24 protein-coding genes are annotated in these 24,499 nt (G+C 67.7%); 16 read left to right on the top strand and 8 right to left on the bottom strand.

All coding sequences use genetic code 11. From position 1 onward, the window contains the following. Window positions 1-370: 370 nt before the first annotated feature. The 4 genes from EJ105_RS16255 to EJ105_RS16240 form a co-directional block, all read right to left on the bottom strand. A complete protein-coding gene (locus tag EJ105_RS16255) occupies window positions 371-997 on the bottom strand; it encodes an FkbM family methyltransferase (RefSeq protein WP_051678747.1) in 627 nt (208 codons plus the stop codon). A 251-nt stretch (window positions 998-1,248) separates the two neighbouring features. Then, window positions 1,249-2,058: a response regulator gene (locus EJ105_RS16250; protein WP_250167163.1), complete on the bottom strand. Its 810-nt coding sequence runs from the start codon at window positions 2,056-2,058 to the stop codon at window positions 1,249-1,251. 288 nt (window positions 2,059-2,346) lie between these two features. Further along, window positions 2,347-3,243, bottom strand: a complete 897-nt coding sequence (gene rpoH, locus EJ105_RS16245) for an RNA polymerase sigma factor RpoH (protein ID WP_029555293.1) — start codon at window positions 3,241-3,243, stop codon at window positions 2,347-2,349. Window positions 3,244-3,403: 160 nt separating this feature from the next. After that, the gene (locus EJ105_RS16240; RefSeq protein ID WP_250167162.1) at window positions 3,404-4,474 is read right to left on the bottom strand and encodes an RluA family pseudouridine synthase; all 1,071 of its coding nucleotides are present in this window, start codon (window positions 4,472-4,474) and stop codon (window positions 3,404-3,406) included. Window positions 4,475-4,503: 29 nt separating this feature from the next. On the opposite strand from EJ105_RS16240, the gene EJ105_RS16235 reads away from it, so the two are divergent. After that, window positions 4,504-4,851: a hypothetical protein gene (locus EJ105_RS16235; RefSeq protein ID WP_024280365.1), complete on the top strand. Its 348-nt coding sequence runs from the start codon at window positions 4,504-4,506 to the stop codon at window positions 4,849-4,851. A 1-nt stretch (window position 4,852) separates the two neighbouring features. Here the strand turns inward: EJ105_RS16235 and EJ105_RS16230 are convergent, their stop codons facing one another. Both EJ105_RS16230 and trxA read right to left on the bottom strand, forming a co-directional pair. Next, complete coding sequence (locus EJ105_RS16230) at window positions 4,853-5,524, bottom strand: LON peptidase substrate-binding domain-containing protein (protein WP_024280366.1); 672 nt, start codon at window positions 5,522-5,524, stop codon at window positions 4,853-4,855. A gap of 111 nt (window positions 5,525-5,635) precedes the next feature. Further along, window positions 5,636-6,562: a thioredoxin gene (gene trxA / locus EJ105_RS16225; protein WP_029555296.1), complete on the bottom strand. Its 927-nt coding sequence runs from the start codon at window positions 6,560-6,562 to the stop codon at window positions 5,636-5,638. Window positions 6,563-6,900: 338 nt separating this feature from the next. Here trxA and smc point away from each other — a divergent pair, with 338 nt between their 5' ends. The 10 genes from smc to EJ105_RS16175 all read left to right on the top strand — a co-directional run bounded on the left by smc (window position 6,901) and on the right by EJ105_RS16175 (window position 17,118). Beyond that, entirely contained in the window at window positions 6,901-10,353 is a 3,453-nt protein-coding gene (gene smc / locus EJ105_RS16220; protein WP_250167161.1) for a chromosome segregation protein SMC, read from the top strand. A gap of 254 nt (window positions 10,354-10,607) precedes the next feature. Continuing rightward, window positions 10,608-10,991, top strand: coding sequence for an AtpZ/AtpI family protein (locus EJ105_RS16215; protein ID WP_029555298.1), 384 nt, complete (start codon window positions 10,608-10,610; stop codon window positions 10,989-10,991). Window positions 10,992-11,171: 180 nt separating this feature from the next. Next, window positions 11,172-11,924, top strand: a complete 753-nt coding sequence (locus EJ105_RS16210; protein ID WP_029555299.1) for a F0F1 ATP synthase subunit A — start codon at window positions 11,172-11,174, stop codon at window positions 11,922-11,924. Between the two features lie 62 nt (window positions 11,925-11,986). Then, window positions 11,987-12,214, top strand: a complete 228-nt coding sequence (locus EJ105_RS16205) for a F0F1 ATP synthase subunit C (RefSeq protein WP_024280371.1) — start codon at window positions 11,987-11,989, stop codon at window positions 12,212-12,214. Between the two features lie 165 nt (window positions 12,215-12,379). Then, on the top strand, window positions 12,380-13,045 hold the full coding sequence (locus EJ105_RS16200) for a F0F1 ATP synthase subunit B (RefSeq protein ID WP_284145496.1): 666 nt from the start codon (window positions 12,380-12,382) through the stop codon (window positions 13,043-13,045). A 147-nt stretch (window positions 13,046-13,192) separates the two neighbouring features. Next, window positions 13,193-13,684 carry a F0F1 ATP synthase subunit B family protein gene (locus tag EJ105_RS16195; protein WP_029555300.1) on the top strand — a complete coding sequence of 164 codons (492 nt, stop codon included), beginning with the start codon at window positions 13,193-13,195 and terminating at the stop codon, window positions 13,682-13,684. 270 nt (window positions 13,685-13,954) lie between these two features. Further along, window positions 13,955-15,145: an SGNH/GDSL hydrolase family protein gene (locus tag EJ105_RS16190; RefSeq protein WP_347881326.1), complete on the top strand. Its 1,191-nt coding sequence runs from the start codon at window positions 13,955-13,957 to the stop codon at window positions 15,143-15,145. A gap of 136 nt (window positions 15,146-15,281) precedes the next feature. Continuing rightward, window positions 15,282-16,181: an HpcH/HpaI aldolase/citrate lyase family protein gene (locus tag EJ105_RS16185; RefSeq protein ID WP_250167159.1), complete on the top strand. Its 900-nt coding sequence runs from the start codon at window positions 15,282-15,284 to the stop codon at window positions 16,179-16,181. Between the two features lie 7 nt (window positions 16,182-16,188). Continuing rightward, window positions 16,189-16,893: a DJ-1/PfpI family protein gene (locus EJ105_RS16180; protein ID WP_250167158.1), complete on the top strand. Its 705-nt coding sequence runs from the start codon at window positions 16,189-16,191 to the stop codon at window positions 16,891-16,893. Between the two features lie 21 nt (window positions 16,894-16,914). Beyond that, a complete protein-coding gene (locus tag EJ105_RS16175) occupies window positions 16,915-17,118 on the top strand; it encodes a DUF1737 domain-containing protein (protein ID WP_024280377.1) in 204 nt (67 codons plus the stop codon). Window positions 17,119-17,188: 70 nt separating this feature from the next. Here EJ105_RS16175 and EJ105_RS16170 read toward each other — a convergent pair whose 3' ends face one another. Further along, window positions 17,189-18,103 (bottom strand): cation diffusion facilitator family transporter, encoded by a 915-nt coding sequence (locus tag EJ105_RS16170; RefSeq protein ID WP_029555303.1) that lies wholly within the window; start codon window positions 18,101-18,103, stop codon window positions 17,189-17,191. Between the two features lie 195 nt (window positions 18,104-18,298). Here EJ105_RS16170 and EJ105_RS16165 point away from each other — a divergent pair, with 195 nt between their 5' ends. Continuing rightward, window positions 18,299-19,351, top strand: coding sequence for a MaoC family dehydratase (locus EJ105_RS16165; protein WP_250167157.1), 1,053 nt, complete (start codon window positions 18,299-18,301; stop codon window positions 19,349-19,351). On the opposite strand, the gene EJ105_RS16160 is transcribed toward EJ105_RS16165, so the two are convergent. Beyond that, the gene (locus tag EJ105_RS16160; protein ID WP_250167156.1) at window positions 19,327-20,697 is read right to left on the bottom strand and encodes a CE1 family esterase; all 1,371 of its coding nucleotides are present in this window, start codon (window positions 20,695-20,697) and stop codon (window positions 19,327-19,329) included. The two genes, EJ105_RS16165 and EJ105_RS16160, sit on opposite strands and share 25 nt — an antisense overlap. Before the next feature lie 102 nt (window positions 20,698-20,799). Here EJ105_RS16160 and EJ105_RS16155 point away from each other — a divergent pair, with 102 nt between their 5' ends. From EJ105_RS16155 to sdhA, 4 genes are all read left to right on the top strand, one after another. Then, on the top strand, window positions 20,800-21,486 hold the full coding sequence (locus tag EJ105_RS16155) for an OmpW/AlkL family protein (RefSeq protein ID WP_029555305.1): 687 nt from the start codon (window positions 20,800-20,802) through the stop codon (window positions 21,484-21,486). Between the two features lie 319 nt (window positions 21,487-21,805). After that, entirely contained in the window at window positions 21,806-22,204 is a 399-nt protein-coding gene (gene sdhC, locus EJ105_RS16150) for a succinate dehydrogenase, cytochrome b556 subunit (protein ID WP_024280382.1), read from the top strand. 10 nt (window positions 22,205-22,214) lie between these two features. After that, window positions 22,215-22,631, top strand: coding sequence for a succinate dehydrogenase, hydrophobic membrane anchor protein (gene sdhD / locus EJ105_RS16145; RefSeq protein WP_024280383.1), 417 nt, complete (start codon window positions 22,215-22,217; stop codon window positions 22,629-22,631). Window positions 22,632-22,634: 3 nt separating this feature from the next. Next, a complete protein-coding gene (gene sdhA, locus EJ105_RS16140; protein ID WP_029555307.1) occupies window positions 22,635-24,470 on the top strand; it encodes a succinate dehydrogenase flavoprotein subunit in 1,836 nt (611 codons plus the stop codon). The last annotated feature ends 29 nt before the right edge of the window (window positions 24,471-24,499 follow it).

Here is a 24,499-nt window from a genome sequence, read left to right as displayed (position 1 = left end):
CGGTCGCTGCCGCAGGCCATCGGCGCGTCCCTTGCGCTGCTGGACCGGGATTTCGGCACCATCCTCGTGCGCGAGCGCGTGCTCGGCTGCATCCTGGGAGCATTCGCCGGGCTGGCCGCGCTCCTGCTCCAGCTCGATAGTCTTCTCGTCTATCTGGCGGTGCTCGCGGGCGGCATCTTCTATTTCTCCCGCTTGCTCACCGACGGCGGCCCGCCCGCCGAACTGATGCCGGTGGTGGAACGCCTCACCGGTATCTTCATCGGCGTCGCCCTGATGCTGATCGCGTCACTCGTCCTGTCCGCGCTTCACAACAGGCGGCTCACGCCAGCCCCGACTGTCGACCCGGCTGGCGAGGGCGCACTCTCCGGCATCAAGCCAGAACGCGGCGCTGCAGCCGCCGCGCGAGGCGCGCCGGCCCGTAGTGCCACGCGAGCGTCACCCTGTCCGCGAACGCAAGGCCGGCGACCTTGCGGGGCACGAACCAGGCGTTGTGCCCGGTGCGACGGACCGGCACATAATCATGTGCCCGCAACAGGCGGCGGCTGCGGCCGAAATCCACCCGGTCGTCGACCAGGATGAGACGCGGCTTGAAACGGGAGGCGGTGAAGCCGGAAAGAACGTCCGCCTCGGTGCCCCCCACGTCGAGGGAGAGGAAATCGAAGCTGGTGATGCCTGCCTCCGCCAGAATATCATCAAGCGTTCTGGCCGCCACGCGCATCACGCCGCTCGGCTGGTCGCCGGGGAACAGGTGTGACCGCGCCTCCCATCCCAGAAGCCAGAGCTGAAGTATGTCGGGCGCTCCGGGCGCCGCACAGGCGACCGGGACGACCGGAGACTTTCGTGTCGTCTCCAACGCCTTGGCCAGCTCGACGGACGGCTCGATGAGCAGACCCTTCCAGCCGTTCAGCTCGAGATGATAGGTCTGGCTGCCGCGGATGGGATCCCCCGCACCGACATCGACGAACGTTCCGACGGCATTTCCGAGCCAAGCCGCCACAAGACCTCTCTCATGGTGAGAGGGATTGATGACGCGACCACCGTCATCAGCAAGAACAGCTGCACCCATGGCACTCCACCCGCTTAACTCCGCGGAAAGTGCCCGGGTACCGAAACTTTCACAATGATAATCGGGTTCAGATTGTAGTCATAATATCCAGAATGGACCTATCTATATTAAAATATGAGGTCAAAAATAGTTCGTTGCAACACGCAATTTTAGCGAAATACAATTTTCGTTCGGACATATTACTAAATGAGCGCCCGGAGGGCTTCGGCAAAGCGCCGGCCGGCCTGACGCACGGATGCTCCGCCCTTGTGGGTCAGCTGGAGCCATACCCTTCGGCGATCCTCGGGGTCGGGATGGCGCTCGACAAGCCCTTCCTGCTCAAGCGCTTCGAGGCGACGCAAGGCTGTGGTGGTGGAGGTTCCGACCCCCGCGCATAGCGCCGAGACCGAAACCTGCCGGCCAGCAGCCTGCGCCATGGCGAGATCGAGCAGCATTTCCCAGGCGGCATCTCCGCCGGCAATCCTCGGAAGAACCCGCTTGCGGTCCATGCGCAGGCCGTCAAGCAGGCGCAGAAGAGACAGAGGATCGTCGAACAAGGTCGCTGCCCGCCGCTTCTGCACGGAGAGATCCAGCGCACGCCGAATGGCGGCCACGAGATTGGCGATTTCGACCGGCTTTTGGAGAAAATCCACCGCGCCCATGCGCAGGGCGGCAACGGAGTTCTCCAGCGATGCATTTCCCGTGAGTATGATGGGGAGAATCTGCGGGCCTTGACGAAGTTCACCCACACGACGGATCAGCTCAAGACCGTCAAGATCCGGCATGGCAAGGTCGGTGACCAGCACGCGTATGGCGAAGTTCTGCTCGACGATATCGAGAGCGCTCAAAGGCGAAGAGGCGCAGACCACTGGCAGGTTCTCGAGCGCGAGGCCCTCTCGCACCTCAAGAAGGAACTCCTTGTCGTCATCGACGACGATGACCGCAACATCCCGCATCGCCCAACTGCCATCACACGCGCCATGGCCACCCCCGGCACGAACAGCCGTCGGCACGGGAGTTCCTGTCAAAGCCACCCCGGAGGTCAAGCTAGGCGGGTATCATGCTAGGCTCATGCGATCCAGATCAGATCGATCCAATCTATCCCCATTTGGACCAATTTTCGCCAAGGAGCAGATATTTAGAGTTGATTGAATGCCGTATACGTCAACCCAAGCGTAGCTACGTCCTGCCGGAAAGGCTTCGGAGGTATCCTGAGAGGAGGTGACGGCCATAGGCGACAGCGCCAGCCGGCTACTGGACCGGAACCTTACGGGTAGATGGCGAGATGGCGCGGTCCCGGCTCAGGCCGAGACCGCCTCCGGTGCTTCGATCTGCCGAACGCGGTCCATCACCGCCTTCTGCACCTTCTCGAATGCGCGCACTTCGATCTGGCGCACGCGCTCGCGTGAGACGCCGAACTCGGCGGCAAGGTCTTCCAGCGTCATCGGGTCGTCGGAGAGCCGGCGCGCCTCGAAGATGCGGCGTTCGCGGTCGTTGAGCACGGACAGGGCGCCGGACAGGGCCGAGCGGCGGTTGCTCAGCTCCTCGCTCTCGGCGAGTTGCTCCTCCTGGTCCTGGCGCTCGTCCACCAGCCAGTCCTGCCACTCGCCGCCTTCCGAATCCTCACGGATGGGGGCGTTGAGGGAGGCGTCCCCGGACAGGCGGCGGTTCATGTCCACCACGTCCTGCTCGGTGACGCCGAGCTTGGTGGCGATCTGCTTCACCTGGTCGGGACGCAGGTCGCCCTCTTCCAGCGCGGAAATCTGGCTCTTGGCCTTGCGCAGGTTGAAGAACAGCTTCTTCTGCGCCGCCGTGGTGCCCATCTTCACGAGGCTCCACGAGCGCAGGATGTATTCCTGGATGGAGGCGCGGATCCACCACATGGCATAAGTGGCGAGGCGGAAGCCCTTCTCGGGCTCGAACCGCTTCACCGCCTGCATGAGGCCCACATTGCCCTCGGAGATCACCTCGGAGATGGGCAGGCCATAGCCGCGGTATCCCATGGCGATCTTGGCCACGAGGCGCAGATGGCTCGTCACCAGCTTGTGAGCGGCGTCGCGGTCCCCATGCTCGCGCCAGCTCTTCGCGAGCATATATTCCTCCTGCGGCTCCAGCATGGGGAACCGCCGGATTTCCTCCAGGTACCGCGAAAGCCCGCCCTCTGCGGAGGGAATGGGCATGGACTTCTGCTGGGCCATCACGAGGCCTCCTTCTCCCGCGGCCCCCATCCGGGCAGCCGCTCGTGCGGCCGCATGACGCCGACCGCGACGCACGATAATATAGATACGAACGAAAGGCGGATAGGTTTCATCCTCTCACGTCGCTGCGAGAGCGGATTGCGTTTCTGCACGCTCTCGATCAGTCGCGCAGCGCCGCCTTGAGCGCCGCAAGATCCTGCGGCAGCTCGCTTTCAAACGACAATTCCTCGCCGGTCACCGGGTGCGCGAAGCCGAGCCGAGCGGCGTGCAGCGCCTGCCGGCCAAGCGCGGCAAGGCAGGCCCGGGCCTCATCCGGCAGCAGCGAGACCTTGGTGCGGAAGCCCTGGCCGTACACTTCGTCGCCGAGCAGCGGATGGCCGGCATGGGCCATGTGGACGCGGATCTGGTGGGTGCGCCCGGTCTCCAGCCGGCATTCGATGAGGCTCGCGACCTCTGTGCCGGTCTTGCCGACGAAGGTCTCCAGCACCTCCCAATGGGTCACTGCGTGACGGCCGGAATTTCGTACCGCCATCTTCTGGCGATGGGTGGGGTGCCGGTCGATGGGAGCGTCCACCCGGCCGCGGGGCTCGGGCACGCCCCAGACGAAGGCGAGATAGGCCCGCTCCAGCGGCCCGGTGCGGCCATGGTCGGCGAACTGGGCGGCGAGGCCCTTGTGAGCGGCGTCGGACTTGGCCACCACCAGCAGGCCCGACGTATCCTTGTCGATGCGATGGACGATACCCGGCCGCCGCACCCCGCCGATGCCGGAGAGGCTGTCGCCGCAATGGTGCAGGAGTGCGTTCACCAGCGTGCCCGAGGCATGCCCCGGCGCAGGATGCACCACCAGCCCGGCTGGCTTGTCGATGACGATGAGATGATCATCCTCGAAGGCGATGGTGAGCGGGAGGTCTTCCGCCACCGGTTCGGCCGGCTCGGGAGGCGGCAGGGTCAGGGTGTAGACCTCGCCGGCATTGACCCTCGCGGCCGCGTCCCCTACCACTCCCCCGCCGATGGACACCTGCCCTTCCGCAACGAGACGCTGGATGCGGGTGCGGCTGAGTTCGGGCGCAAGGCGCGCCAGGACGCGATCCAGCCGCTGCCCCGCATCCTCGGGGGCGACGGCGAGGGTGAGGCTCGCGCCAGCGTCCTGACCGGCTTCGTCCGGCCCGATGTCGTCGGTGAGGTCGTCGAAGCCGTCGACAAGGGCAGCTTCGGTCGTCTTCGCGTTCATTCTCGTCCCGTCAGGAGCCCCGGCCCCTCATGTTCCACCGCCCGCCCCAGATCGACACCCCCGAAGAGGCGCTGACGCCGGAACAGGAGCGCGTCATCCGCAAGTTCCGCCGCTTCTCCAGCATCTCCATGCTGGTCATGGTGCTGGGAGTGGCGGCCGTGTTCGGCGTGATCGGTTATCGCATGATCCGGGCGAAACCGCTTGCGTCGGGCGAAATGACCGCGCTGTTGCCCAAGGGCGCCCGCATTGTCTCCACCGCCGTCTCCGGCGACGTGGTGGTGGTGGCCATCGAGGTCAACGGCGCGACCGAGATCCGCACCTTCGATGCCCGCACCCTCGCCCCGGCGGGCCGGCTGCGCTTTGCGGTAGAGCCCTGAGCTACTGAAGCGAGCCCTCGCCGTCCCCCGGCATGCGGGCCAGCATCATCTGGGTGATGGCCACCAGCATGTCCGCGCGGGCCTTGAGGTTCTCCGCCTCCAGCAGCGCCTGCTTCTCCAGCGCGCCGTAGGGCGACATCACCGAGAGCGCGTTCACCAAAGTCTCGGTGCCGGCCTGGCGGATACCGTCCCAGTCGGCTTCCAGCTTATTGGCGTCCAGGAAGGCCGCGAGCGCGGCCAGCACCGCCTCCCGGTCCACCTCCGCCTCGCCGGCCGAGACATCGAAATCCTCGGCGAACAGGGCCGTATCGATGCGGAACTGGCGATAGGGGGTGGTCACCGCCATCTCCTCCACCACGCGGAAACGGCAGATGCCGCTCAGGGTGATGAGGTAGCGCCCGTCCCCGGTCTCGCCGAACTGGGTGAGACGCCCCACGCAGCCCACCTTGTGCACAGCCGGTCCGCTCGCGCCCGCAGGCGCCGCCTCGTCGGGCTGGATCATGCCGATAAGCCGCGCGCCGGCCAGCGCATCGTCCACCATGGCGAGATAGCGCGGCTCGAAGATGTTGAGCGGCAGTTCCGCCCGCGGCAGCAGCAAGGCACCGGTGAGCGGAAACACGGGGATCACCGGCGGAATGTCCGCCGGCGACAGGTAATTGCGGTTGTTAGCCACGAAAAAATCCTTCTCGAGCGCCTTCGAGCGAAACTCCGTCCGCGTCGGCAAAGCGCATCGACCAATGATCGAAAGCTGCGTCTCGCCCCGGAATAAGGAAAGGCCGCGCTCTCAGGCGAACATGATCGCCGACAATTTCTTACGTCCTGAAAGGGTGAGCGGATCGGTCGGGCCCCAGGCCTCGAACAACTGGACCAGCTGCTTGCGCGCGGCATCCTCGTTCCAGGCGCGGTCGCGCTTGACGATGTCGAGCAGGTGGATCAGCGCATCCTCGCGTCGGCCCTTGGCATTGAGCCCGATCGCGAGATCAAAGCGGGCCTGATGGTCGGCCGGGTCGAGGTCAAGCTTCGCCTGCAGCGTCGCGAGATCGCCCAGCGAGGCGGCCTGCTCGGCGACATCGAGGGCGGCGCGGGCAGCGGCAACGGACGGGTCGTTGGCCTTGTCGGCGGGCGCAAGCGCCAGCGTCGCCTTGGCCTGCTCCAGCGCGCCGGCCGCGACCTGGGTGCGCACGAGGCCGGCGAGGGCCTTCAGATTGTCCGGCTCCTCGCCCAGCACGCCGGCGAAGATTTCGGCCGCAGCGGTCAGGTCGCCGTCCGCCAGCGCGCCTTCGGCCGCCGCAAGAGCTTCCTCCAGCCCGTCCGTGGCAGGCCCGATGAGGCGATCGATGAACGCCTTCACCTGCCCCTCCGGCAGGGCGCCCATGAAACCGTCCACCGGCTGGCCGTTCACGAAGGCATAGACGGTGGGCACCGACTGGATGCCGAGCTTGCCGGGGATCACCGGATGGTCGTCGATGTTCAGCTTGGCGAGGCGCACCTTGCCCTTGGCGGCCTTCACCACCTTCTCGATGACCGGCGTCAGCGTCTTGCACGGGCCGCACCACGGCGCCCAGAAATCCACGAGGACCGGACGGCGCTTCGATTCCTCCATCACCTCGGCCATGAAGGTCTGGGTGGTGGTGTCGATGATGTCGCCGCCGGCGCTGTCCGAACCCGCAGCCGGTTTGGCACCCGTGGCGCCTGCCTGATTGAGCAGCATGTGTCGCAATCCCCGAAAATCCAGCCCCGCAGCGCCCGAAGGCGCCATCGCCGGGTCGGCCCCCCATAAATGGGGCGCAGACACACCGACGCAATGCGGCGCTTGCCGCCTTGTACCCCTTTCAACGGTGGAAGGTAAGGCAGGAGGCGTCGGCGCAACCACAAGACGCATCTGCGTGCACCTCCCGCCGACGCACAAGGCACCCCCTGTGGATCGTTGACAAACCAAGGCTTGCGCGGGGGTGATGGCCCATGCACGCTGGTTTGACCTCCACCGGAAAGGCTGGCACACCCCGCGGCGATGACCCTGTTCCCCATTCCCACAGCCAAGATCGCGGCATGAAGTTCGACCGCCTGCGGCTCGTGGGCTTCAAGACCTTCGTCGAGCCCACCGATCTCCTGATCGAGCCCGGCCTTACCGGCGTGGTGGGGCCGAACGGGTGCGGCAAGTCCAATCTTGTCGAGGCGCTGCGCTGGGTGATGGGCGAAAGCTCCTACAAGGCCATGCGCGCCAACGACATGGAGGATGTCATCTTCTCCGGCACCACGGGGAGGCCGGCGCGCAATTCCGCAGAGGTGGTGCTGCACCTCGACAATTCCGACCGCACCGCCCCTGCCGCCTTCAACGAGTGGGACCAGCTGGAGATCGTCCGCCGCATCGAGCGCGGTGCCGGATCGAGCTACCGCATCAATGGCAAGGACGTCCGCGCCCGCGACGTCCAGCTCATCTTCGCCGATGCCTCCACCGGCGCCCGCTCCCCCGCCCTCGTGCGGCAGGGGCAGATCGGCGAGATCGTCGGCGCCAAGCCCAATGCCCGCCGCCGCATTCTGGAAGAGGCCGCCGGCGTCGCCGGCCTTCACGCCCGCCGCCATGAGGCCGAGACCCGTCTGAAGGCCGCAGAGCAGAACCTGCTGCGGCTGGAGGATGTCATCACCCAGCTGGGCACGCAGGTGGACAGCCTGCGCCGCCAGTCCCGCCAGACCGTGCGCTACAAATCGCTGGCCGCCGAAATCCGCCAATGCGAAGCGACCCTGCTCTGGCTGCGCTGGCAGGACGTTACCAAAGCGCTGGCCGACGCCGAGCAAGCCGTTGAAGCCGCAAAGCGCGATGGCGCCGAGCACACGCGCCTGCAGGCCGAGGCCGCGCGCCTTCAGGCCCTTGCCGCCCATGCGCTCCCGGCGCTCCGCCAGAAGGAGGCGGAAGCCGCCGCCGCCTTGCAGCGCCTGACCCATGCCCGGCAGGAGCTGGACGCCGAAGAGGCGCGCCTTGCCGCCCGCAAGGAGGAGCTGAAACGTCGCCTCGTTCAGCTGGCTCAGGATACCGCCCGCGAGGAAGCCCTCTCCCACGACGCCGAGAGCGTGCTGGAGCGTCTCGCCACCGAGGCCGAAAACCTGCGCTTCGAGCAGGAGGAGGCGGCCGAGCGCGAGGCCATTGCCGCCGACATGCAGGAAGAGGCCGCCGCCTTTCTGGAGGAGGCCGAGCGCGCCCTTGAGGAGAAGACCGCGCACTTTGCCGATCTCGGCGCCCGCCGCGCTTCGCTGGAGCAGCTTCTGCGCGAGACACGCGACCGGCTGGTGCGCAACGCCGCCGAGCGCGCCTCGGTGGAGGCCGAGGAAAGCCGCCTGAAGCAGCAGGCCGGCACCGATGCCCTAGAAGGCCTGCGCATGGAGGCCGAGGCCGCCCGCGACGCCTTGGCCGAGGCCGAGGAAGCGAGCATCGACGCAGAGGTGGCCCACACTGTCGCCCGCCGCGCCATTGAGGAACTGCGCCCGACCCTCGCCGAGGCGCAGGCCCGCTTCGGCCGTCTGGAGACCGAGGCGCGGACGCTGGCGAAGGTGCTCCAGTCCAGCGATGCGCGCTTCCCGCCTGTGGCCGATCTCGTCACCGTCGCCAAGGGCTATGAGACGGCGCTGGGCGCCGCCTTGGGCGACGATCTCGACCTGCCGGTGGACGGCGCCGCCCCCGCCCGCTGGGCCGGTGCGACGTTAGACCCGTCCGACCCCCCGTTGCCGCACGGCGCCCAGCCCCTCTCCCGCTTCGTCTCCGGCGCCCCGGCGCTGGCACGGCGGCTGGCGCAGGTGGGCATCGTGGCCCGCGCCGACGGTCCAGCGCTAGCAAGCCGGCTGAAGGCGGGCCAGCGCCTCATCTCCACGGAGGGGGACCTTTGGCGCTGGGACGGCGTGGTCGCCGCCGCTGACGCCCCCACAGCCGCCGCTCGCCGCCTCGCCGAGCGCAACCGCCTCGCCGACATCGAGGCCGAGGCGGCGCTGGCGGAAGCACATCTGGACGAAGTGCGCGCGACCCTCGCCGACCGCGAAGGCGTCTTGCGTCAGGCCGCCGAGGGCGAAAATCTCGCCCGGGAGGCCCGCCGCGCCGCGCAGCGCTCCGCCGAGGCGAGCCGCGCCACGCTGGAGGCGGCCGAGCGCCGCGCCGCCCAGCACCTCGCGCGGCTCTCCGCACTGGCCGAGGCCCGCAATCGCCTCGCCGCCGTGCGGGCCGAATCGGAGGCGTCGCTGACCGATGCCGAGCGCCAGCTCGCCGCCCTCGACACGCCGCAGGTGCTCGAATCGGAGCTGGCCCGCGCCCGTGCGGACACCGCCGAGCGCCGCGCCGCCGTGGCCGAGGCCCGCGCCCGGCTCGATGCGCTGCGACGCGATGCCACCCAGCGCATGCGCCGGCTGGAAGCCATTGCCGCGGAAGAACGCTCCTGGCGCCAGCGCGCCGGAGGTGCCGGGGAACGGCTTGCCGCCGTCGCCGCCCGCGAGGCCGAGGCGAAGGCCGAGCTCGCCGAGATCGAGGAGGCCCCCTCCGAATTCATCCGCCGCCGTCGTGCGATCATGAATGCGCTGGAAGAGGCGGAGGCCGCCCGCCGCGAGGCTGCCGACCGGCTCGCCGAGGGCGAGGAGGCACTCGCTGCCGCCGACCGGGCCGCCCGCGACGCGCTGGAAGCCATGTCCGGCGCCCGGGCCGAGGCCGCCCGCGCCGACGCCCGGCTGGAGGGCGCCCGCCAGCGCCGCGACGACCTCCAGCGCGAAATCGCCGACATTCTCGACGGTCCGCCGGACCTCGCCCGCGAACAAGCCGGCCTCACCGACTCATCCCCGCCGCCGAACGTCGCCGCCATCGAGGCGACGCTGGAGCGGGCGAAGCGCGACCGGGAGCGACTCGGCGCCGTGAACCTGCGCGCCGACGTGGAGTTGGAAGAGACCGAGGCCCAGCACACCAAGCTGACCACCGAGCGCGACGACCTGAACGAAGCCATCCGCCGCCTGCGCGCCGCCATCCAGAGCCTCAACCGCGAGGCGCGCGAACGGCTTCAGGCCTCCTTCGCGGTGGTGGACGGGCATTTCCGCAAGCTGTTCGACACGCTGTTCGGCGGCGGCGAGGCGCAACTGGTGCTCACCGATGCGGACGATCCGCTGGAGGCCGGCCTCGACATCATCGCCAAGCCCCCGGGCAAGAAGCCGCAGACGCTCATGCTACTCTCCGGCGGAGAGCAGGCGCTGACCGCCATGGCGCTCATCTTCGCCGTCTTCCTCACGAATCCCGCCCCCATCTGCGTGCTGGACGAGGTGGACGCGCCGCTCGACGACGCCAACGTGGAGCGATTCTGCACCCTGCTGGAGGAAATGACGCGCCTCACGGACACGCGCTTCCTCACCATCACCCACAATCCCATCACCATGGCCCACCAGAATCGCCTGTTCGGGGTGACGATGGCGGAGCGGGGAATCTCCCGTCTGGTGTCGGTGGATCTGCAGAGCGCAGAGCGCCTGCGGGAGGCTGTGTAACGCTTTGGAGCACGCTTGAGCGGGACCTTTCCGTCGCAACGGAGTGGCCCTTGCTGAAGCTGGCAGACGCAAGCTTTCCGCGGCGGCAGCGCCGAGACGGCGAAGCACGATGTCGCAGCCACATTTTTCTCTTTTATTTTCAGCAGCTTGATACCATATACGGCCGCCTTGACACCCAATTTTGACGCAACTATGGTGCGCCGCGGTTCAAGGGAGAGGGCTGCTGTCCTCCACCGGAGCCAGGAACTCGCGCCATGTCCGGACCTGACGATACCTCCGCAGGAGGCAAAAGCGGACCGGACGGGGCGGGAAGCTCCCGGCCCAGCGATACCGAGCTCTCCGCAAGGCTTGAGCGGCTCAACACTTCGTTGGGCCACGTGCGCGCCAAAGCCGAGGTGCCGGCTCCAAAAGAGCAGGATACCTCGTCCAAATCGGGCGTCGCGCTTGCCTTCCGGTTGGGTGCCGAATTTGTGTCGGGCGTTCTGGTGGGGTCTCTCATCGGCTATGGCATCGACCGATTCTTCTCGATCACGCCTTGGGGGCTGATCGTGTTCACGCTGGTTGGCTTTGCCGCAGGCGTGACGAACATGCTGAGGGCGTCCGGCGAAGGCCGGAAGATCGGCCCTGGCAAGTCCTGACGGGCGCCGCCTCGGCAAAGGGGCTAAGGCGCGGCGGGATCGGGTTTTCGGGGCGGCGCGAGCCGTCCGGGTCATTGGGCCGGGTCCGGCGACGGATTTCGACCTGTTGATGCATTTGGCGGCTTCGGCCGTGATCTTGGGTTCAGCGGCCGAGGCCGCGATGGCAGGGGGCGCGTTCGGATGACCGTCGATCCGATCCACCAGTTCGAGATCAAGCGCTACGTTGACCTGCTGAACTTCAGCAGCGTGCAATTCTCGTTCACGAACGCCGCCGTGTTCATGTTCGGCATCGTGGCGATCATCTTCTTCTTCCTCACCTACGCCACCCGCGGCCGCACGCTGGTCCCGGGCCGCGCCCAGTCGGCGGCGGAGATGAGCTACGAATTCATCGCCAAGATGGTGCGCGACAGCGCCGGCAACCAGGGCATGGTGTTCTTCCCCCTGGTGTTCTCGCTGTTCATGTTCGTGCTGGTGGCGAATGTGGTGGGCCTGATCCCCTACACCTTCACCGTCACGGCGCACCTGATCGTCACCGCCGCCCTGGCGCTGCTGGTGATCGGCACCGTCATCATCTACGGCTTCGTCAAGCACGGCACCCACTTCCTGCACCTGTTCGTGCCGTCGGGCGTTCCGGGCTTCCTGCTTCCCTTCCTGGTGGTGATCGAGGTCGTCTCGTTCCTCTCCCGCCCCATCAGCCTGTCGCTGCGTCTGTTCGCCAACATGCTGGCTGGCCACATCGCGCTGAAGGTGTTCGCCTTCTTCGTGGTGGGCCTCGCCTCCGCCGGTGTCGCCGGCTGGTTCGGCGCGACGCTGCCCTTCCTGATGATCGTGGCGCTCACCGCGCTGGAGCTTCTGGTGGCGGTGCTGCAGGCCTACGTGTTCGCGGTGCTCACCTCGATCTACCTCAACGACGCGATCCACCCGGGTCACTGACCCGGACGTCGCCTCGCCGTTCCGCCGTTTCCCCAACACTCGAGTTTTTGAAGGAGCAGTCCATGGATCCCGCAGCTGGTAAGTTCATTGGTGCCGGTCTCGCCTGCCTCGGCATGGGTCTCGCCGGCGTCGGCGTCGGTAACATCTTCGGTAACTTCCTCTCCGGCGCCCTGCGCAACCCGTCGGCGGCCGACGGCCAGTTCGCCCGCGCGTTCATCGGCGCGGCGCTCGCGGAAGGTCTCGGCATCTTCTCGCTCGTCGTCGCCCTCGTCCTGCTGTTCGTTGCCTGATTTCAGGTTCGCGACGGAAGAGGTCTCCCGGGCGCCAAGCGCCCGGGCGCAGTGATTGACTACCTGTGCTTGAGACACCCATGTCTTGACAGGTGCGAAGGCGGGCAAGCCATGATGAAGTCGTGGAAAGTGACTGTCGCGCTGGCGTTTGCGGGTGCGGTCCTGATGGGCGCTCCCGTCTCGGCGGCGAGCGATCCTGCCGGCAAGCCGGCCGTGGTTGCGCAGGCGGCTCCTCCCACCGGCGCCGCCGGGCATGGGACCCACGAGCCTGCCGCCGCAGCTCCCGGCACGGGACATGCGGATGCGGCCGGAGAGCACGGCAAGAAGAGCCACTTTCCGCCCTTCGACGGCACCACCTTCGCCTCGCAGCTGCTGTGGCTCGCCCTGAGCTTCGGCCTGCTCTATCTCCTGATGAGCCGTATCGCCCTGCCGCGCATCGGTCGCATCCTGGAAGAGCGCCACGACCGCATCGCCGACGACCTTGAGGAAGCGGCGAAGCACAAGGCCGACAGCGAGGCCGCCCAGGCGGCCTACGAGAAGGCCCTCAACGAGGCTCGCGCCAAGGCCAACTCCATCGCCGGCGAGACGCGCAATCGTCTCAACGCCGAGCAGGACGCCAACCGCAAGTCGCTAGAGGCGGAGCTCGCCACCAAGCTCGCTGCCGCCGAGGAGCGCATCGCCTCCACCAAGACCGAGGCCCTCACCCACGTGAAGGGCATCGCCGTGGACGCCACCGGCGCCATCGTCTCCACCCTCATCGGCACGAGCCCCGCTCAGCACGAGGTGGAACAGGCCGTCGACGGCGCCCTCGCCAAGAAGGACGCGGCCTGAGGGTCGCGATACCCGCGCGCCTTCAAGGCAGCCGGGTTCTGGAATTTTGAACGCGCCTGATCGGTTCGCGTTCTCGACGAGACCCTGACGTTTCAACGTCGCGCAGGCCCGGACCGGGCGGACGCAGACGGACCCGAGGACCACGTTATGAACGAGATGTCACTGGCTGAACTTTGGGTCGCCATCGCCTTCGTGGTCTTCGTCGGCATCCTCATCTATGCCGGCGCCCACCGCGCCATCGCTTCCGCGCTCGACAGCCGCGGCCAGCGCATCTCCGCCGAGCTTGAAGAAGCCCGCCGGCTGAAGGAAGAGGCGCAGAAGCTTGTCGCCGAGTTCAAGCGCAAGCAGCGCGAGGCCGAGGCCGAGGCCGAATCCATCGTCACCGCCGCCAAGGCTGAGGCCGAGCGCCTCGCCGCCGAGGCGAAGGCCAAGCTTGAGGACTTCGTGTCCCGCCGCACCAAGATGGCCGAGGACAAGATCGCCCAGGCCGAGCACCAGGCCGTGGCCGATGTGAAGGCCATCGCCGCCGAGGCTGCCGCCAAGGCCGCCGAGGTTCTGCTGGGGCGTGCCGCTACCGGCGACGTCTCCGACCGCCTGATTTCCCACGCCATCGGCGAGGTCAGGACCAAGCTGAACTGAGCGCAATCAGCTCCGTTCTTCCAGAAGGCCGCCATTGGCGGCCTTTTTCGTTTTCGAAAAGCTGCTGCGACGCGACCGATTTCGGCGGAGCGTCGCCATCCGCCCCGGCGGGGCGCCCGCTGCTCCCGGCCGCGAACCTGCTCCATCGCCCTGCCGCTCCGCGGACGCCTTGATTGAGCCGCCGCGCTGGTCCATTGCTAGGATATGTGGCGCGCAGCGGAAACACGTTCTTCCCAGACCGGTCCGAGCCGAAGGCGAGGCCGTTTGTCCGTGCGGCTCAATCCCCTCGCCCTGCTGCTGCTTGCGCTCCTCACCGGGATGACGCTGGCCGCCGATTCGGCCCGCCCAGCCTTCGCGCAGAACGACTTCTTCTTCTTCCTGCGCCCCCCGGCCAACGTGCCACGCGGCAATCCCCAGCCCCAGCAGCGGCAGCAGCAGCAGCGCCCCCCGCAGAATTCCGGCTGGTGGCCGTTCCAGCCCCAGCCCGAGGTCCTTCCTCCGCCCCAGCAGGCCAAGCCCCAGGCGCCGGCCGAGCCGACGGGCGTCGTCTATGGCTCCGCCGATGCCGCGAGCCAGGGCAAGCGTGTTCCGCCCAGCCAGTTCGTGCTGGTGCTGGGCGATCGCATGGCCGGACAGTTGGCGCAGGGCCTCGCCGATTCCTATGTGCCGGAACGCCAGCGCATCGCGATCATCGACAACACGGTTGACGAGAGCGGCTTCCTGCCGACGCCGGTGGACTGGCTCGCCCGCCTTCCCGATGCGATCGCGGTCGCACGGCCGTCCGTGACCGTCGTCGCGCTCGGCGCGGACGACCTCCAGCCCATCAAGGATGGCGATGGCCAGGCCCAGCCGCTGACCGAGCGGTGGAGCGAGCTCTATGGCAAGCGCGTCGACGAGGTGCTCTCCGCGCTTCGCGAAAAGGCCGGCCGGGTGATCGTCGTCGGCCTTGCCCCCGTTGCCAACGGCCAGCTGTCCGATGACTACGCCAAGCTGAACGAAATCCTGCGTGCCCGCGTGGCCCGCGCGGGGCTCACCTTTGCCAACGTCTGGGACGGCTTCGTCGACGAGGACGGGAAGTACATGGCGAATGGCCCGGCGGTGGACGGCCAGCGCAGGCGCCTGAGATTTAACGATGGCGTGCGCTTTACCCGCGCCGGCGGGCGAAAGCTGGCCTTCTTCGTGCAGAAGGACATCAACCGCATGCTGGAGGAGAGCGGCGGCGCCAAGGCCTCTGCGACGCCGGACGCGACCAGCGGACCGGAGCGGCCCTCCGCCCTCGCCGGTGCGCCGGCGACAGGCCGCGAAGCGCGCCCCGATGCGGTTCAGGTGTCCACCAGCGCCGCTTCCGCCGCGAAGGTTCTGAAGGACGGTGTCGCGCCGCCGCCCGTTCGCGGACGGGCCGACGATTTCACCTGGCCACCCCCCGGTGCCGAGCCGGCCGCCGCTCCGCCGGCACGCTGACGCCTCCCGTCTTCCCGCGGCCTGACCAGCTCTGCCGCAGCGCGGCAAAATCCGCTTTGCAAAGCCGGAGCGGCGCTTTACCGATTTCAGGGAACAAATGCGGGCGCCGCCCCGCTGCATCGGTCGAGGAGCCGTCATGTCCGAGGGAAATTCCGCCGCGTCCATCCGTCCGCGCCGCAGCGTCCTCTACATGCCCGGCTCCAACGCCCGCGCGCTGGAGAAGGCGCGCACCCTTCCGGCGGACGCGGTGATCCTCGACCTCGAGGATGCGGTCGCCCCCGACGCCAAGGTTGAGGCTCGCGGCCGCATCGTCGAGACGGTGAAGGCAGGCGGCTTCGGGCCGCGCGAGGTGGTCATCCGCATCAACGGCCTGGACACGCCGTGGGGACCGGACGATCTGGAAGCCGCTGCATCGGCGACGCCAGACGCGATCCTGCTGCCGAAGGTGCAGTCGGTGGAACAGCTCGTCACGGTGGGCCGCCGTCTCAAGGCGCTGGACGTGCCCGCCACCACGCGGGTCTGGGCGATGATCGAGACGCCGCTGGCGATCCTCGACATCAAGGCCATCGCCGCCGCCGCGCAGGACCCGCTGCCCCGGCTTTCGGTGTTCGTTCTCGGCACCAACGACCTCGCCAAGGAAACCCGCGCCGCTCTTGTGCCCGGCCGCGCGCCCATGGTCGGCTGGCTGAGCCTCGTCGTCGCCGCCGCCCGCGTCTATGGCGTGGATGTGCTGGACGGCGTGTGGAACCAGTTCCAGGACCTCGAAGGCTTCAAGGCCGAATGCGCCCAGGGCGTTGAATTCGGCATGGATGGCAAGACGCTGATCCACCCCAGCCAGATCGAGCCCTGCAACATCGCCTTCAGCCCCCCGGAGGCCGATGTGGCGCGCGCTCGGGCGATCATCGCCGCTTTCGCTTTGCCGGAGAATGCGGGCAAGGGCGTTATCACGCTGGACGGCCGCATGGTGGAGCTGCTCCACGCCGAGATGGCGAAGCGCACCGTCGCGCTGGCCGACGCCATCGCCGCCCGCGGCTGACCGCACAATGACCACGCCCGCCGCACCGACCGCTCCCGCGCCCCTGCACATCGTCATGGTCGCTTATCCCGACATGACGCAGCTCGACCTCACCGGCCCGTTCGAGGTGTTCGCGCGGCTGCCCGGCGCGAAGATCCACATCGTCTGGAAGACGAGCACCAGGCCGGTGAAGGACGTGGCGGGCCTCTCCATCATGCCCACCGCCGCTTTCAAGGAAATCCACGACTGCGACGTGCTGTTCGTGCCCGGCGGGCCGGGCCAGCTCGAGTTGATGGAGGACCGGGAAACCCTCGGCTTCCTGCAGGAGATGGCGGACGGCGCGCGCTACGTGACCTCCGTCTGCACCGGCTCGCTGATCCTTGGCGCCGCGGGGCTGCTCAAGGGCTACCGCGCCACCTGCCACTGGCTGTCTTTGCCGCAGCTCGCCCACCTCGGCGCCATCCCGGTGGAGGAGCGGGTGGTGATCGACCGCAATCGCCTCACCGGCGCCGGCGTTTCCTCCGGGATCGACCTTGCGCTGGCGCTGGCGAGCGAGATCGCCGGCGAGGACGAGGCGCGGCGCATCACCCTCGCCATCGAATACCAGCCCGAACCGCCCTTTCCGCCCCGCGACCAGGAGGATCCCCGCCTCGTCGAGGAAGTGCGGGGGCGGACACAAGGCTTCCAGGACAAGCGCGACGCCGTCGCCCGTCGCATCGGCGCGCGGCTCTGACACCCCCGGGGGGACTGAACCATGAAGCTCTATCGCTATCTCACCGGCCCTGACGACGCCGCCTTCTGCAAGCGCGTGTCCGCAGCCCTCAACCGGGGCTGGCAGCTCCACGGTGCGCCCACGCTCACCTTCGACACCGTTCAGGGCCGCGTCATCTGCGGGCAGGCCATCGTGAAGGAAGTGGAAGGCGAGTGGTCGGACGAGGTGGTGCTCTCCGAGCACTGAGCGCGCGCCAAGCGAGCGTCTATCGGGATCGCCTATCCGGGATCGCCGATCGGAGACGCGCGACGGCGGATCAGACCGCCTTTGCCTCGGCAGCCGCGGCATGGCCGGGCATGAGGACGATGGACACATCCACCTCGTCGCCGGCCTCGCGGAACTCCCGCTTCACCGACTCGGTGAGCTTGGCCACCACGGCGCGGGCGCGGGCGACCGTCCAGTCGCTCTCGAAGCCGAGATGCAGCTCCACGAACATCTTACCGCCGAACTGCCGGGTGCGGATGTCGCCCAGTTCGTCGAAATCGTCGAAGTGGGTGGTGAGCACCTTGAGGATGCGCAACTGCCCCGCCTCGTCGATGGCCTGGTCGAGCAGCGAGGCCACCGAGTTCGAGAGCATGGCGTAGATGTTGTAGATCATGAACCCGATGACCACGAACGAGCCCAGCGGATCGAGGTAGTACAGGATCGGGATGTTGTTGAAGATCGACAGGATCACCGTGACCGTGAACACCGAGCCCGAGGCGATGGCCGAGACGAGGTGAACGCGGGCTTGGGCGGCCAGCACCGGGGAATGGGTCTCGTGGGCGAGGCGGGTCGCCTTGCGGTTCAGGATCACGTTGCCGATCACCGCCATGGCCGCCACGAACAGGCCCAGCTCGGCGCCATCCACGCCCTCCGGGTGCATCACGCGGATGATGGCACGGGTGCCGGCGATGACCACCAGGATGGTCTGCAGCAGCGCGATCATCAGCTCGGCGAGGTTTTCCAGCTTGCCGAGGCCGTAGGCATATTTGCCCGCATGGGCCTTGTGGGCGAGCTTCAGCACCAGCCAGCAGGCGGTGAGCGCCGTGAGGTCGAAGGAGGTGGCAAGGAGGTCGGTGAGGATCGCCGCCGAATTGGTGAGCGTCGCGGCGAGGATGTAGAAGGGAAACAGGCAGGCCGTGAAGATCATGGCCTTGAACGACAGATTCTGGCTCGCCGAACCCGACACGAATGCCCCCTCTTGCCCACTGCGTTTTCCCGGAGCGGCCCAGCACCGCCTCGGAACGCCCCCATGAGGACTATTAGGGGGGTATGCGTCAAGCCGATCCCGCATCGCGGCCGAGATTCGGCACGTTCTCCCTTCGGCCTGTTGCGTCGCACCCACGGGCTCTGCAACATGCGGCGACGAATTGGGGGACCCTAGATGAGCAAGACCAACCGGGGCAATTTCTTCGAGGATTTCAGCGTCGGCCAGGTGATCCGCCACGCGACGCCGCGCACCGTCACGGTGGGCGATGTGAGCCTCTACAGTGCCCTGTATGGCACCCGCTTCGCGGTCCAGTCGGCCGACACCTTCGCCCAGGACATCGGCTATCCCGCCGCTCCGGTGGACGATCTGCTCGTGTTCCATACCGTGTTCGGCAAGACGGTCCCGGACATCTCGCTCAACGCAGTCGCGAACCTTGGCTACGCCGGCGGGCGCTTCCTCGCCCCGGTCTATCCCGGCGACACGCTCACGGCCGTCTCCGAGGTCATCGGCCTCAGGGAGAATTCCAACGGCCAGAGCGGCGTCGTCTATGTCCGCTCCGTGGGCTTCAACCAGGACGGCTCCGAGGTGCTGGACTATGTGCGCTGGGTGATGGTGCGCAAGGCCGACCCGTCCCTGCCCGCGCCGGAGCCCGTGGTCCCCACCCTTCCGGCGGCGCTGGCGCCCGACGCCCTCGGCGGCGCCGTGCCCGTGCTCGACCTCGCCGGCTGGCGCGATGACCTGTCCGGCTCCACCGCCCGCTTCAGCGACTATGCGGTGGGCGAGCGCATCGACCATGTGGATGGCATGACGGTGGAGGAGGCGGAGCACATGATCGCCACCCGCCTCTACCAGAACACGGCGAAGGTGCACTTCAACCAGTTCACCGAGGGCCAGGGCCGCTTCGGCCGCCGTCTCATCTATGGAGGGCATGTGATCTCGATCGCCCGCGCGCTCTCGTTCAACGGCCTCGCCAACGCCTTCCACATCGCCGCCATCAACGGCGGCCGGCATGTGGCGCCGCTGTTCGCCGGCCTCACGGTCCATGCCTGGAGCGAGGTGCTGGACGCGCAGGAACTGCCGGGCCGTGACGACGTGGGCGCGCTGCGCCTGCGCACCGTCGCCACCAAGGACCGGCCGACCGCCGATTTCCCCTTCAAGGCGGAGAACGGCGACTACGACCCGAGCGTCATCCTCGATCTCGACTACTGGGCGCTGATCCCGCGCTGACCGGTCACGCCGGACGCCGTCGCCCCGGCAGAGGTCGCGGGCGGTGCGGCGCTCGCCCCCTGGGGCTTGGCAGCCGGCGACTTCGCTTCCGACGGCTTGCTCCCGTCGGCCGGCCCCGAGGTCGTCGCCGCCGGCTTTGCCGCGGCGCCTGAGGTGGCCGGCTTGGGCTTCGGCTTGCGCGGCGGCGTGGCAGGCGCCGCCGGGGCCGGAAGCCCGCCAAAGACCGACATGAAGCGCCAAACCTCTTCGCCGGCATCGATATCGTGGCTGCGCAGGCCGAGAAATGGCGTGGCGAGGTCCGGCTTGGTCTCCACCATGGCCGGCGACTGGTGGCCGCCGCGCTCGATGGTGATGAGCTCCACCGCGCTGCCGTCCCGGCACCCCTCCCAGCGGCGCAGCTCGGCGGTGGTGCCGTCTTCCGGGGCCAGGTCGGGCAGCTTGGTGCTGGTGGCCGGCCCGCATCCGTCCAATGCGGCATAGAGACGGGCGCTGTCGGGTGCCGAAAGGGTCGAGCCCAGCGGCGTCCAGAATCCGTTATAGCCGATCACCGAATCCGCAGTGCCGTGGATGAACTGGATGGAGACCGGCTTCGACGGCTGGCACTCCTCCTTATAGTTGGCCGGGGCGGTGGACATGATGGCCGAATAGGCAGCGAACAGCCCGCTGTATTCGCAGGCCATGCGCTGCACCATGAAGCCGCCGTTGGAAATGCCGGTGAGATAGATGCGGTTCGGATCGGCGATGCCGTCCGCCGCCAGACGCCGCGCCAGGGCCACGAGGAACGCCACGTCGTCGCCCGGCCGCAGCATCATCTTGAGCCGCATGGCCGCCGGGCGGCCATCGTTCCACGTCCGCCCCTCCCCTTCCGGATAGACGGCAACGAACCCGTGCTTTGCCGCTGCGGCGTCGAGCCCGAAATAGGCGCGGAAGCTCTCCGGCGTCTGCGCCGCGCCGTGCAGCGCGATCACCGTGGGCGCCGGTGTGGTGACGCCGTCGGGTGTCACAACCACATAACGGCGGGTCTCCCCGTTGACCGAAAGCCTGAGGTCCTTGACCGATTCCGCATGGGCCGGAGCAAAAACCGACCAAAACAGGAACAAAAAGAGACTCGCAAGGAACATCCCGCTGCCAGCGGCGCCCCGCCGCAGCCACGATTGCCACACGTCTAAAGTCGAAGCATCGGGGGCCGGTCGGTGGCGGACAAGGGCGGCAAGGACCGTCATGAGCGCAATAAGCCTCTTGAAACAAATAGAATTCAGCGCGGCGGCCGCCCCTGCCATCGCGTCCAGGCTTGCCCTGCGAATACGGCGGCGGCGGGGCGGCGGTGTGTCATTGCGGCCACACACGCGGCAGCTCCGCCGCCAATTTGATCTAGATCAAACTGAACAGCGCCTCGCAGGAGGAAGTGTTTCCCATCAGTTATCTCAAAGGGCTTGTGGGAGCGGGGCATGTCGAAGCTCGGACTTGGTATCATTTTCGCGGCGGGGCTCAGCGCCCTCGTTGCCGGCAGCGCGACGGCCGCCGATCTTTCCACCCCGGTCTACAAGGCCCCCGCGGTTGAAGAGCCGCTGAGCCCCTGGCAGATCCGCGTGCGCGCCCTCTACGTGCTGCCCGAGAACGGCGGCTCCGTGACCGGCATCCTGGGGTCGGACCTGACCTATTCGAGCTCCGTCGTTCCCGAGCTCGACATCTCCTACTTCTTCACCAAGAACATCGCCGCCGAGCTCATCCTCGGCGTGACGCCTCACAACATCTACGGCGCCGGCACCATTGCCGGTCTCGGTCAGGTCGGCAAGGTGTGGCTGCTGCCCCCCACCCTCACCCTGCAGTACCACTTCACCGACTTCGGCCCGTTCAAGCCCTATATCGGCGCCGGCGTGAACTACACCGCCTTCTTCAGCCAGGAGTCGACCAACCCGGCCTTCTCCTCGCTGAAGGTCAACGACGCGTGGGGCCTTGCCCTGCAGGTCGGCTTCGACTGGATGATCGACCGTCACTGGGGCTTCAACGTCGACGTGAAGAAGATCTTCCTGCAGCCCGACTTCATGCTGCAGACCGTCGGCGGCGCCTATCTGCAGGGTGGTGCGGACCTCAATCCCTGGATCTTCGGTACGGGCGTGACCTACCGCTTCTGATCGACCGATCCAGTCGCGACCAAAAGAAAACGCCGGGCTTGCCCGGCGTTTTTTTTCGCCCGCCAGCCCGCACGCCCGCAACAGTTCTGCGTCGCGCCGATCCGCGAAGGCATCACATTCCCTTGCGCGCGGGGCGATCCGGCCCCCGGTGGGGCGTTGGCACCGCAGCAATCGGCCGCTACAAGCGCGGACATAGGACGATCATCCAATTGCCGGCCACTGCGTAACGGTCTTTAAAGCCGCCCAAGGTGCTTTGGAATCGTTGCGAAGAGACGACGATTGAGATACCTGATCGATCGATTTTTCAGGAGGAGGCCCCATGGCCGACAGCCCTCAGCGCATTGATCGCCCCCTATCGCCACACCTACAGATCTACCGTCCGCTGTTCACGATGATGATGTCCATTGTGCATCGCATCACGGGCGTCGGCCTGTATTTCGGCATGGCGATCCTCGTATGGTGGCTGCTCGCGGCCGCGACGTCCCCCTCGGCCTACGCCACGTTCGCCGCGGTTGCGGGTTCGCCCATCGGCCTCCTCGTCCTCTTCGGCTTCACCTGGGCGCTGCTGCACCATGCGCTCGGCGGCATCCGGCACTTCATCTGGGACTTCATCCACGGCTTCGGTCCGGAGCGCGTTCTGCTCGCCAAGGCCACCCTGGCCGGCTCGGTGGTGCTCACCGTGGTCGTCTGGATCATCGGCCTCGCGCTGAAGGGCTGAGGAGAACGCCATGAGCACCCCCCATTCCGGCCCCGCGCCCGCACGCACCACCATGCGCACGCCCCTCGGCCGCGTCCGCGGCCTCGGCGCTGCGAAGTCGGGCACCGAGCACTTCTTCACGCAGCGCCTCACCGGCGCCGCGAACCTCCTGCTCTCCATCGCCTTCATCATCATCGTGATCTCGGTGGCCGGCCAGAGCTACGCCGCGGCCCGCGCGACGCTCGGTCATCCGCTGGTGGCGGTGATCATCCTTCTGACGCTGCTTTCCGTCACGACGCACATGCGCATCGGCATGCAGGTGGTCATCGAGGACTACGTGCATACGGAAGGCCTCAAGGTGCTGCTCATCGTGGCCAACACCTTCTTCAGCATTGCCGTTGCCCTCGCCGGCGCCTTCGCCGTGCTCAAGATCAGCCTGGGAGGCTGACACATGGCCGATACCGCAACGAACGGGGCCGCCGCGCCCGGCATCAACGGCGCCGCCTACCCCATCGAGGATCACACCTACGACGTGCTCGTGGTCGGCGCCGGCGGCGCGGGCCTGCGCGCCGTGGTGGGCTGCTCCGAAGCGGGCCTGCGCACTGCCTGCATCACCAAGGTGTTCCCCACCCGCTCCCACACCGTCGCCGCCCAGGGCGGCGTCGCCGCCTCGCTCGGCAACATGGGCGACGACAAGTGGGAATGGCACATGTACGACACCGTCAAGGGGTCGGACTGGCTGGGCGACCAGGACGCCATCGAATACCTCGTGCGCAACGCGCCGGCGGCCGTCTACGAGCTGGAGCACTGGGGCGTGCCCTTCTCCCGCACCGAGGACGGCAAGATCTACCAGCGCCCCTTCGGCGGCATGACCACGCATTTCGGCAAGGGCACCGCCCAGCGCACCTGCGCCGCGGCGGACCGCACCGGGCATGCCATGCTGCACACGCTCTACGGCGCGGCGCTGAAGCACCAGGCCGAGTTCTTCGTCGAATATTTCGCCATCGACCTCATCATGGATGAGGAAGGCCGCTGCCGCGGCGTGGTGGCCATCAAGCTCGACGACGGCAGCATCCACCGCTTCCGCGCGCACCTCACCGTGCTCGCCACCGGCGGTTACGGCCGCGCCTACTTCTCCGCCACCTCGGCCCATACCTGCACCGGCGACGGCGGCGGCATGGTGCTGCGCGCCGGCCTGCCCCTGCAGGACATGGAATTCGTGCAGTTCCACCCCACCGGCATCTATGGCTCGGGCTGCCTGATCACCGAAGGCGCCCGCGGCGAGGGTGGCTACCTGACCAATTCCGAGGGCGAGCGCTTCATGGAGCGCTATGCCCCCTCGGCCAAGGACCTTGCCTCGCGTGACGTGGTCTCGCGCTCCATCACCATGGAAATCCGCGAGGGCCGCGGCGTCGGCAAGAACAAGGACCACGCCTTCCTCCACCTCGACCATCTCGATCCCGCCATCCTCCACGAGCGCCTGCCCGGCATCTCGGAGAGCGCGAAGATCTTCGCCGGCGTGGACCTGACGCGCGAGCCGATCCCGATCCTGCCGACCGTGCACTACAACATGGGCGGCATCCCCACGAATTATTACGGCGAGGTGCTGGACAAGCGCCAGGGTGACCCGGACAAGGTGGTGCCCGGCCTGATGGCCATCGGCGAGGCTGCCTGCGTCTCGGTGCACGGCGCCAACCGCCTCGGCTCCAACTCGCTGATCGACCTCGTGGTGTTCGGCCGCGCCGCCGGCCTGCGTGCCGCCGAGCTGGTGAAGCCCGGCGAGAAGCACCGGCCCCTGCCGGAAAACAGCGCCGAGCTGGCACTGGGCCGCCTCGACAAGTACCGCTACGCCTCCGGCGGCACCCCTACCGCCGAGCTGCGCCTGTCCATGCAGAAGGTGATGCAGAACAACTGCGCCGTCTTCCGCACCGGCGAGGTGCTCGAAGAGGGTAAGAAGCTCATCCACGACGTGTTCAAGGACTCCAGCGACATCGGCGTCACCGACCGCTCGCTGGTGTGGAACTCCGACCTCATCGAGACGCTGGAATACGAGAACCTCCTCTCGCAGGCCATCGTCACCATGGAGAGCGCGGCGAACCGTCAGGAAAGCCGTGGCGCCCATGCCCGCGAGGACTTCCCGGACCGTGACGACGTGAACTGGATGAAGCACACGCTGGCCTATTTCGACCCGGCCTCCGGTGCTGTCCGGCTCGACGACCGCCCCGTGCACACCTACACGCTGTCCAACGACATCCAGTACATCGAGCCGAAGAAGCGCGTGTACTGACGCCCCACTCGACCGCGCGCGCCGGGGGG

Origin of the sequence: Xanthobacter aminoxidans (assembly GCF_023571765.1) — a bacterium.
Classification (GTDB): domain Bacteria; phylum Pseudomonadota; class Alphaproteobacteria; order Rhizobiales; family Xanthobacteraceae; genus Xanthobacter; species Xanthobacter aminoxidans.
This window is presented reverse-complemented; position numbering and strand designations above follow the sequence as displayed.

Coding starts and splice junctions, on each gene's coding strand:
- rpoH (WP_029555293.1), bottom strand. CDS start 3,243: ATGGCCCAGCAGAAGTCCATGCCCATTCCCTCCGCAGAGGGCGGGCTT.
- EJ105_RS16240 (WP_250167162.1), bottom strand. CDS start 4,474: ATGAACGCGAAGACGACCGAAGCTGCCCTTGTCGACGGCTTCGACGAC.
- EJ105_RS16235 (WP_024280365.1), top strand. CDS start 4,504: ATGTTCCACCGCCCGCCCCAGATCGACACCCCCGAAGAGGCGCTGACG.
- trxA (WP_029555296.1), bottom strand. CDS start 6,562: ATGCTGCTCAATCAGGCAGGCGCCACGGGTGCCAAACCGGCTGCGGGT.
- smc (WP_250167161.1), top strand. CDS start 6,901: ATGAAGTTCGACCGCCTGCGGCTCGTGGGCTTCAAGACCTTCGTCGAG.
- EJ105_RS16215 (WP_029555298.1), top strand. CDS start 10,608: ATGTCCGGACCTGACGATACCTCCGCAGGAGGCAAAAGCGGACCGGAC.
- EJ105_RS16210 (WP_029555299.1), top strand. CDS start 11,172: ATGACCGTCGATCCGATCCACCAGTTCGAGATCAAGCGCTACGTTGAC.
- EJ105_RS16205 (WP_024280371.1), top strand. CDS start 11,987: ATGGATCCCGCAGCTGGTAAGTTCATTGGTGCCGGTCTCGCCTGCCTC.
- EJ105_RS16200 (WP_284145496.1), top strand. CDS start 12,380: ATGGGCGCTCCCGTCTCGGCGGCGAGCGATCCTGCCGGCAAGCCGGCC.
- EJ105_RS16195 (WP_029555300.1), top strand. CDS start 13,193: ATGAACGAGATGTCACTGGCTGAACTTTGGGTCGCCATCGCCTTCGTG.
- EJ105_RS16185 (WP_250167159.1), top strand. CDS start 15,282: ATGTCCGAGGGAAATTCCGCCGCGTCCATCCGTCCGCGCCGCAGCGTC.
- EJ105_RS16180 (WP_250167158.1), top strand. CDS start 16,189: ATGACCACGCCCGCCGCACCGACCGCTCCCGCGCCCCTGCACATCGTC.
- EJ105_RS16175 (WP_024280377.1), top strand. CDS start 16,915: ATGAAGCTCTATCGCTATCTCACCGGCCCTGACGACGCCGCCTTCTGC.
- EJ105_RS16165 (WP_250167157.1), top strand. CDS start 18,299: ATGAGCAAGACCAACCGGGGCAATTTCTTCGAGGATTTCAGCGTCGGC.
- EJ105_RS16155 (WP_029555305.1), top strand. CDS start 20,800: ATGTCGAAGCTCGGACTTGGTATCATTTTCGCGGCGGGGCTCAGCGCC.
- sdhC (WP_024280382.1), top strand. CDS start 21,806: ATGGCCGACAGCCCTCAGCGCATTGATCGCCCCCTATCGCCACACCTA.
- sdhD (WP_024280383.1), top strand. CDS start 22,215: ATGAGCACCCCCCATTCCGGCCCCGCGCCCGCACGCACCACCATGCGC.
- sdhA (WP_029555307.1), top strand. CDS start 22,635: ATGGCCGATACCGCAACGAACGGGGCCGCCGCGCCCGGCATCAACGGC.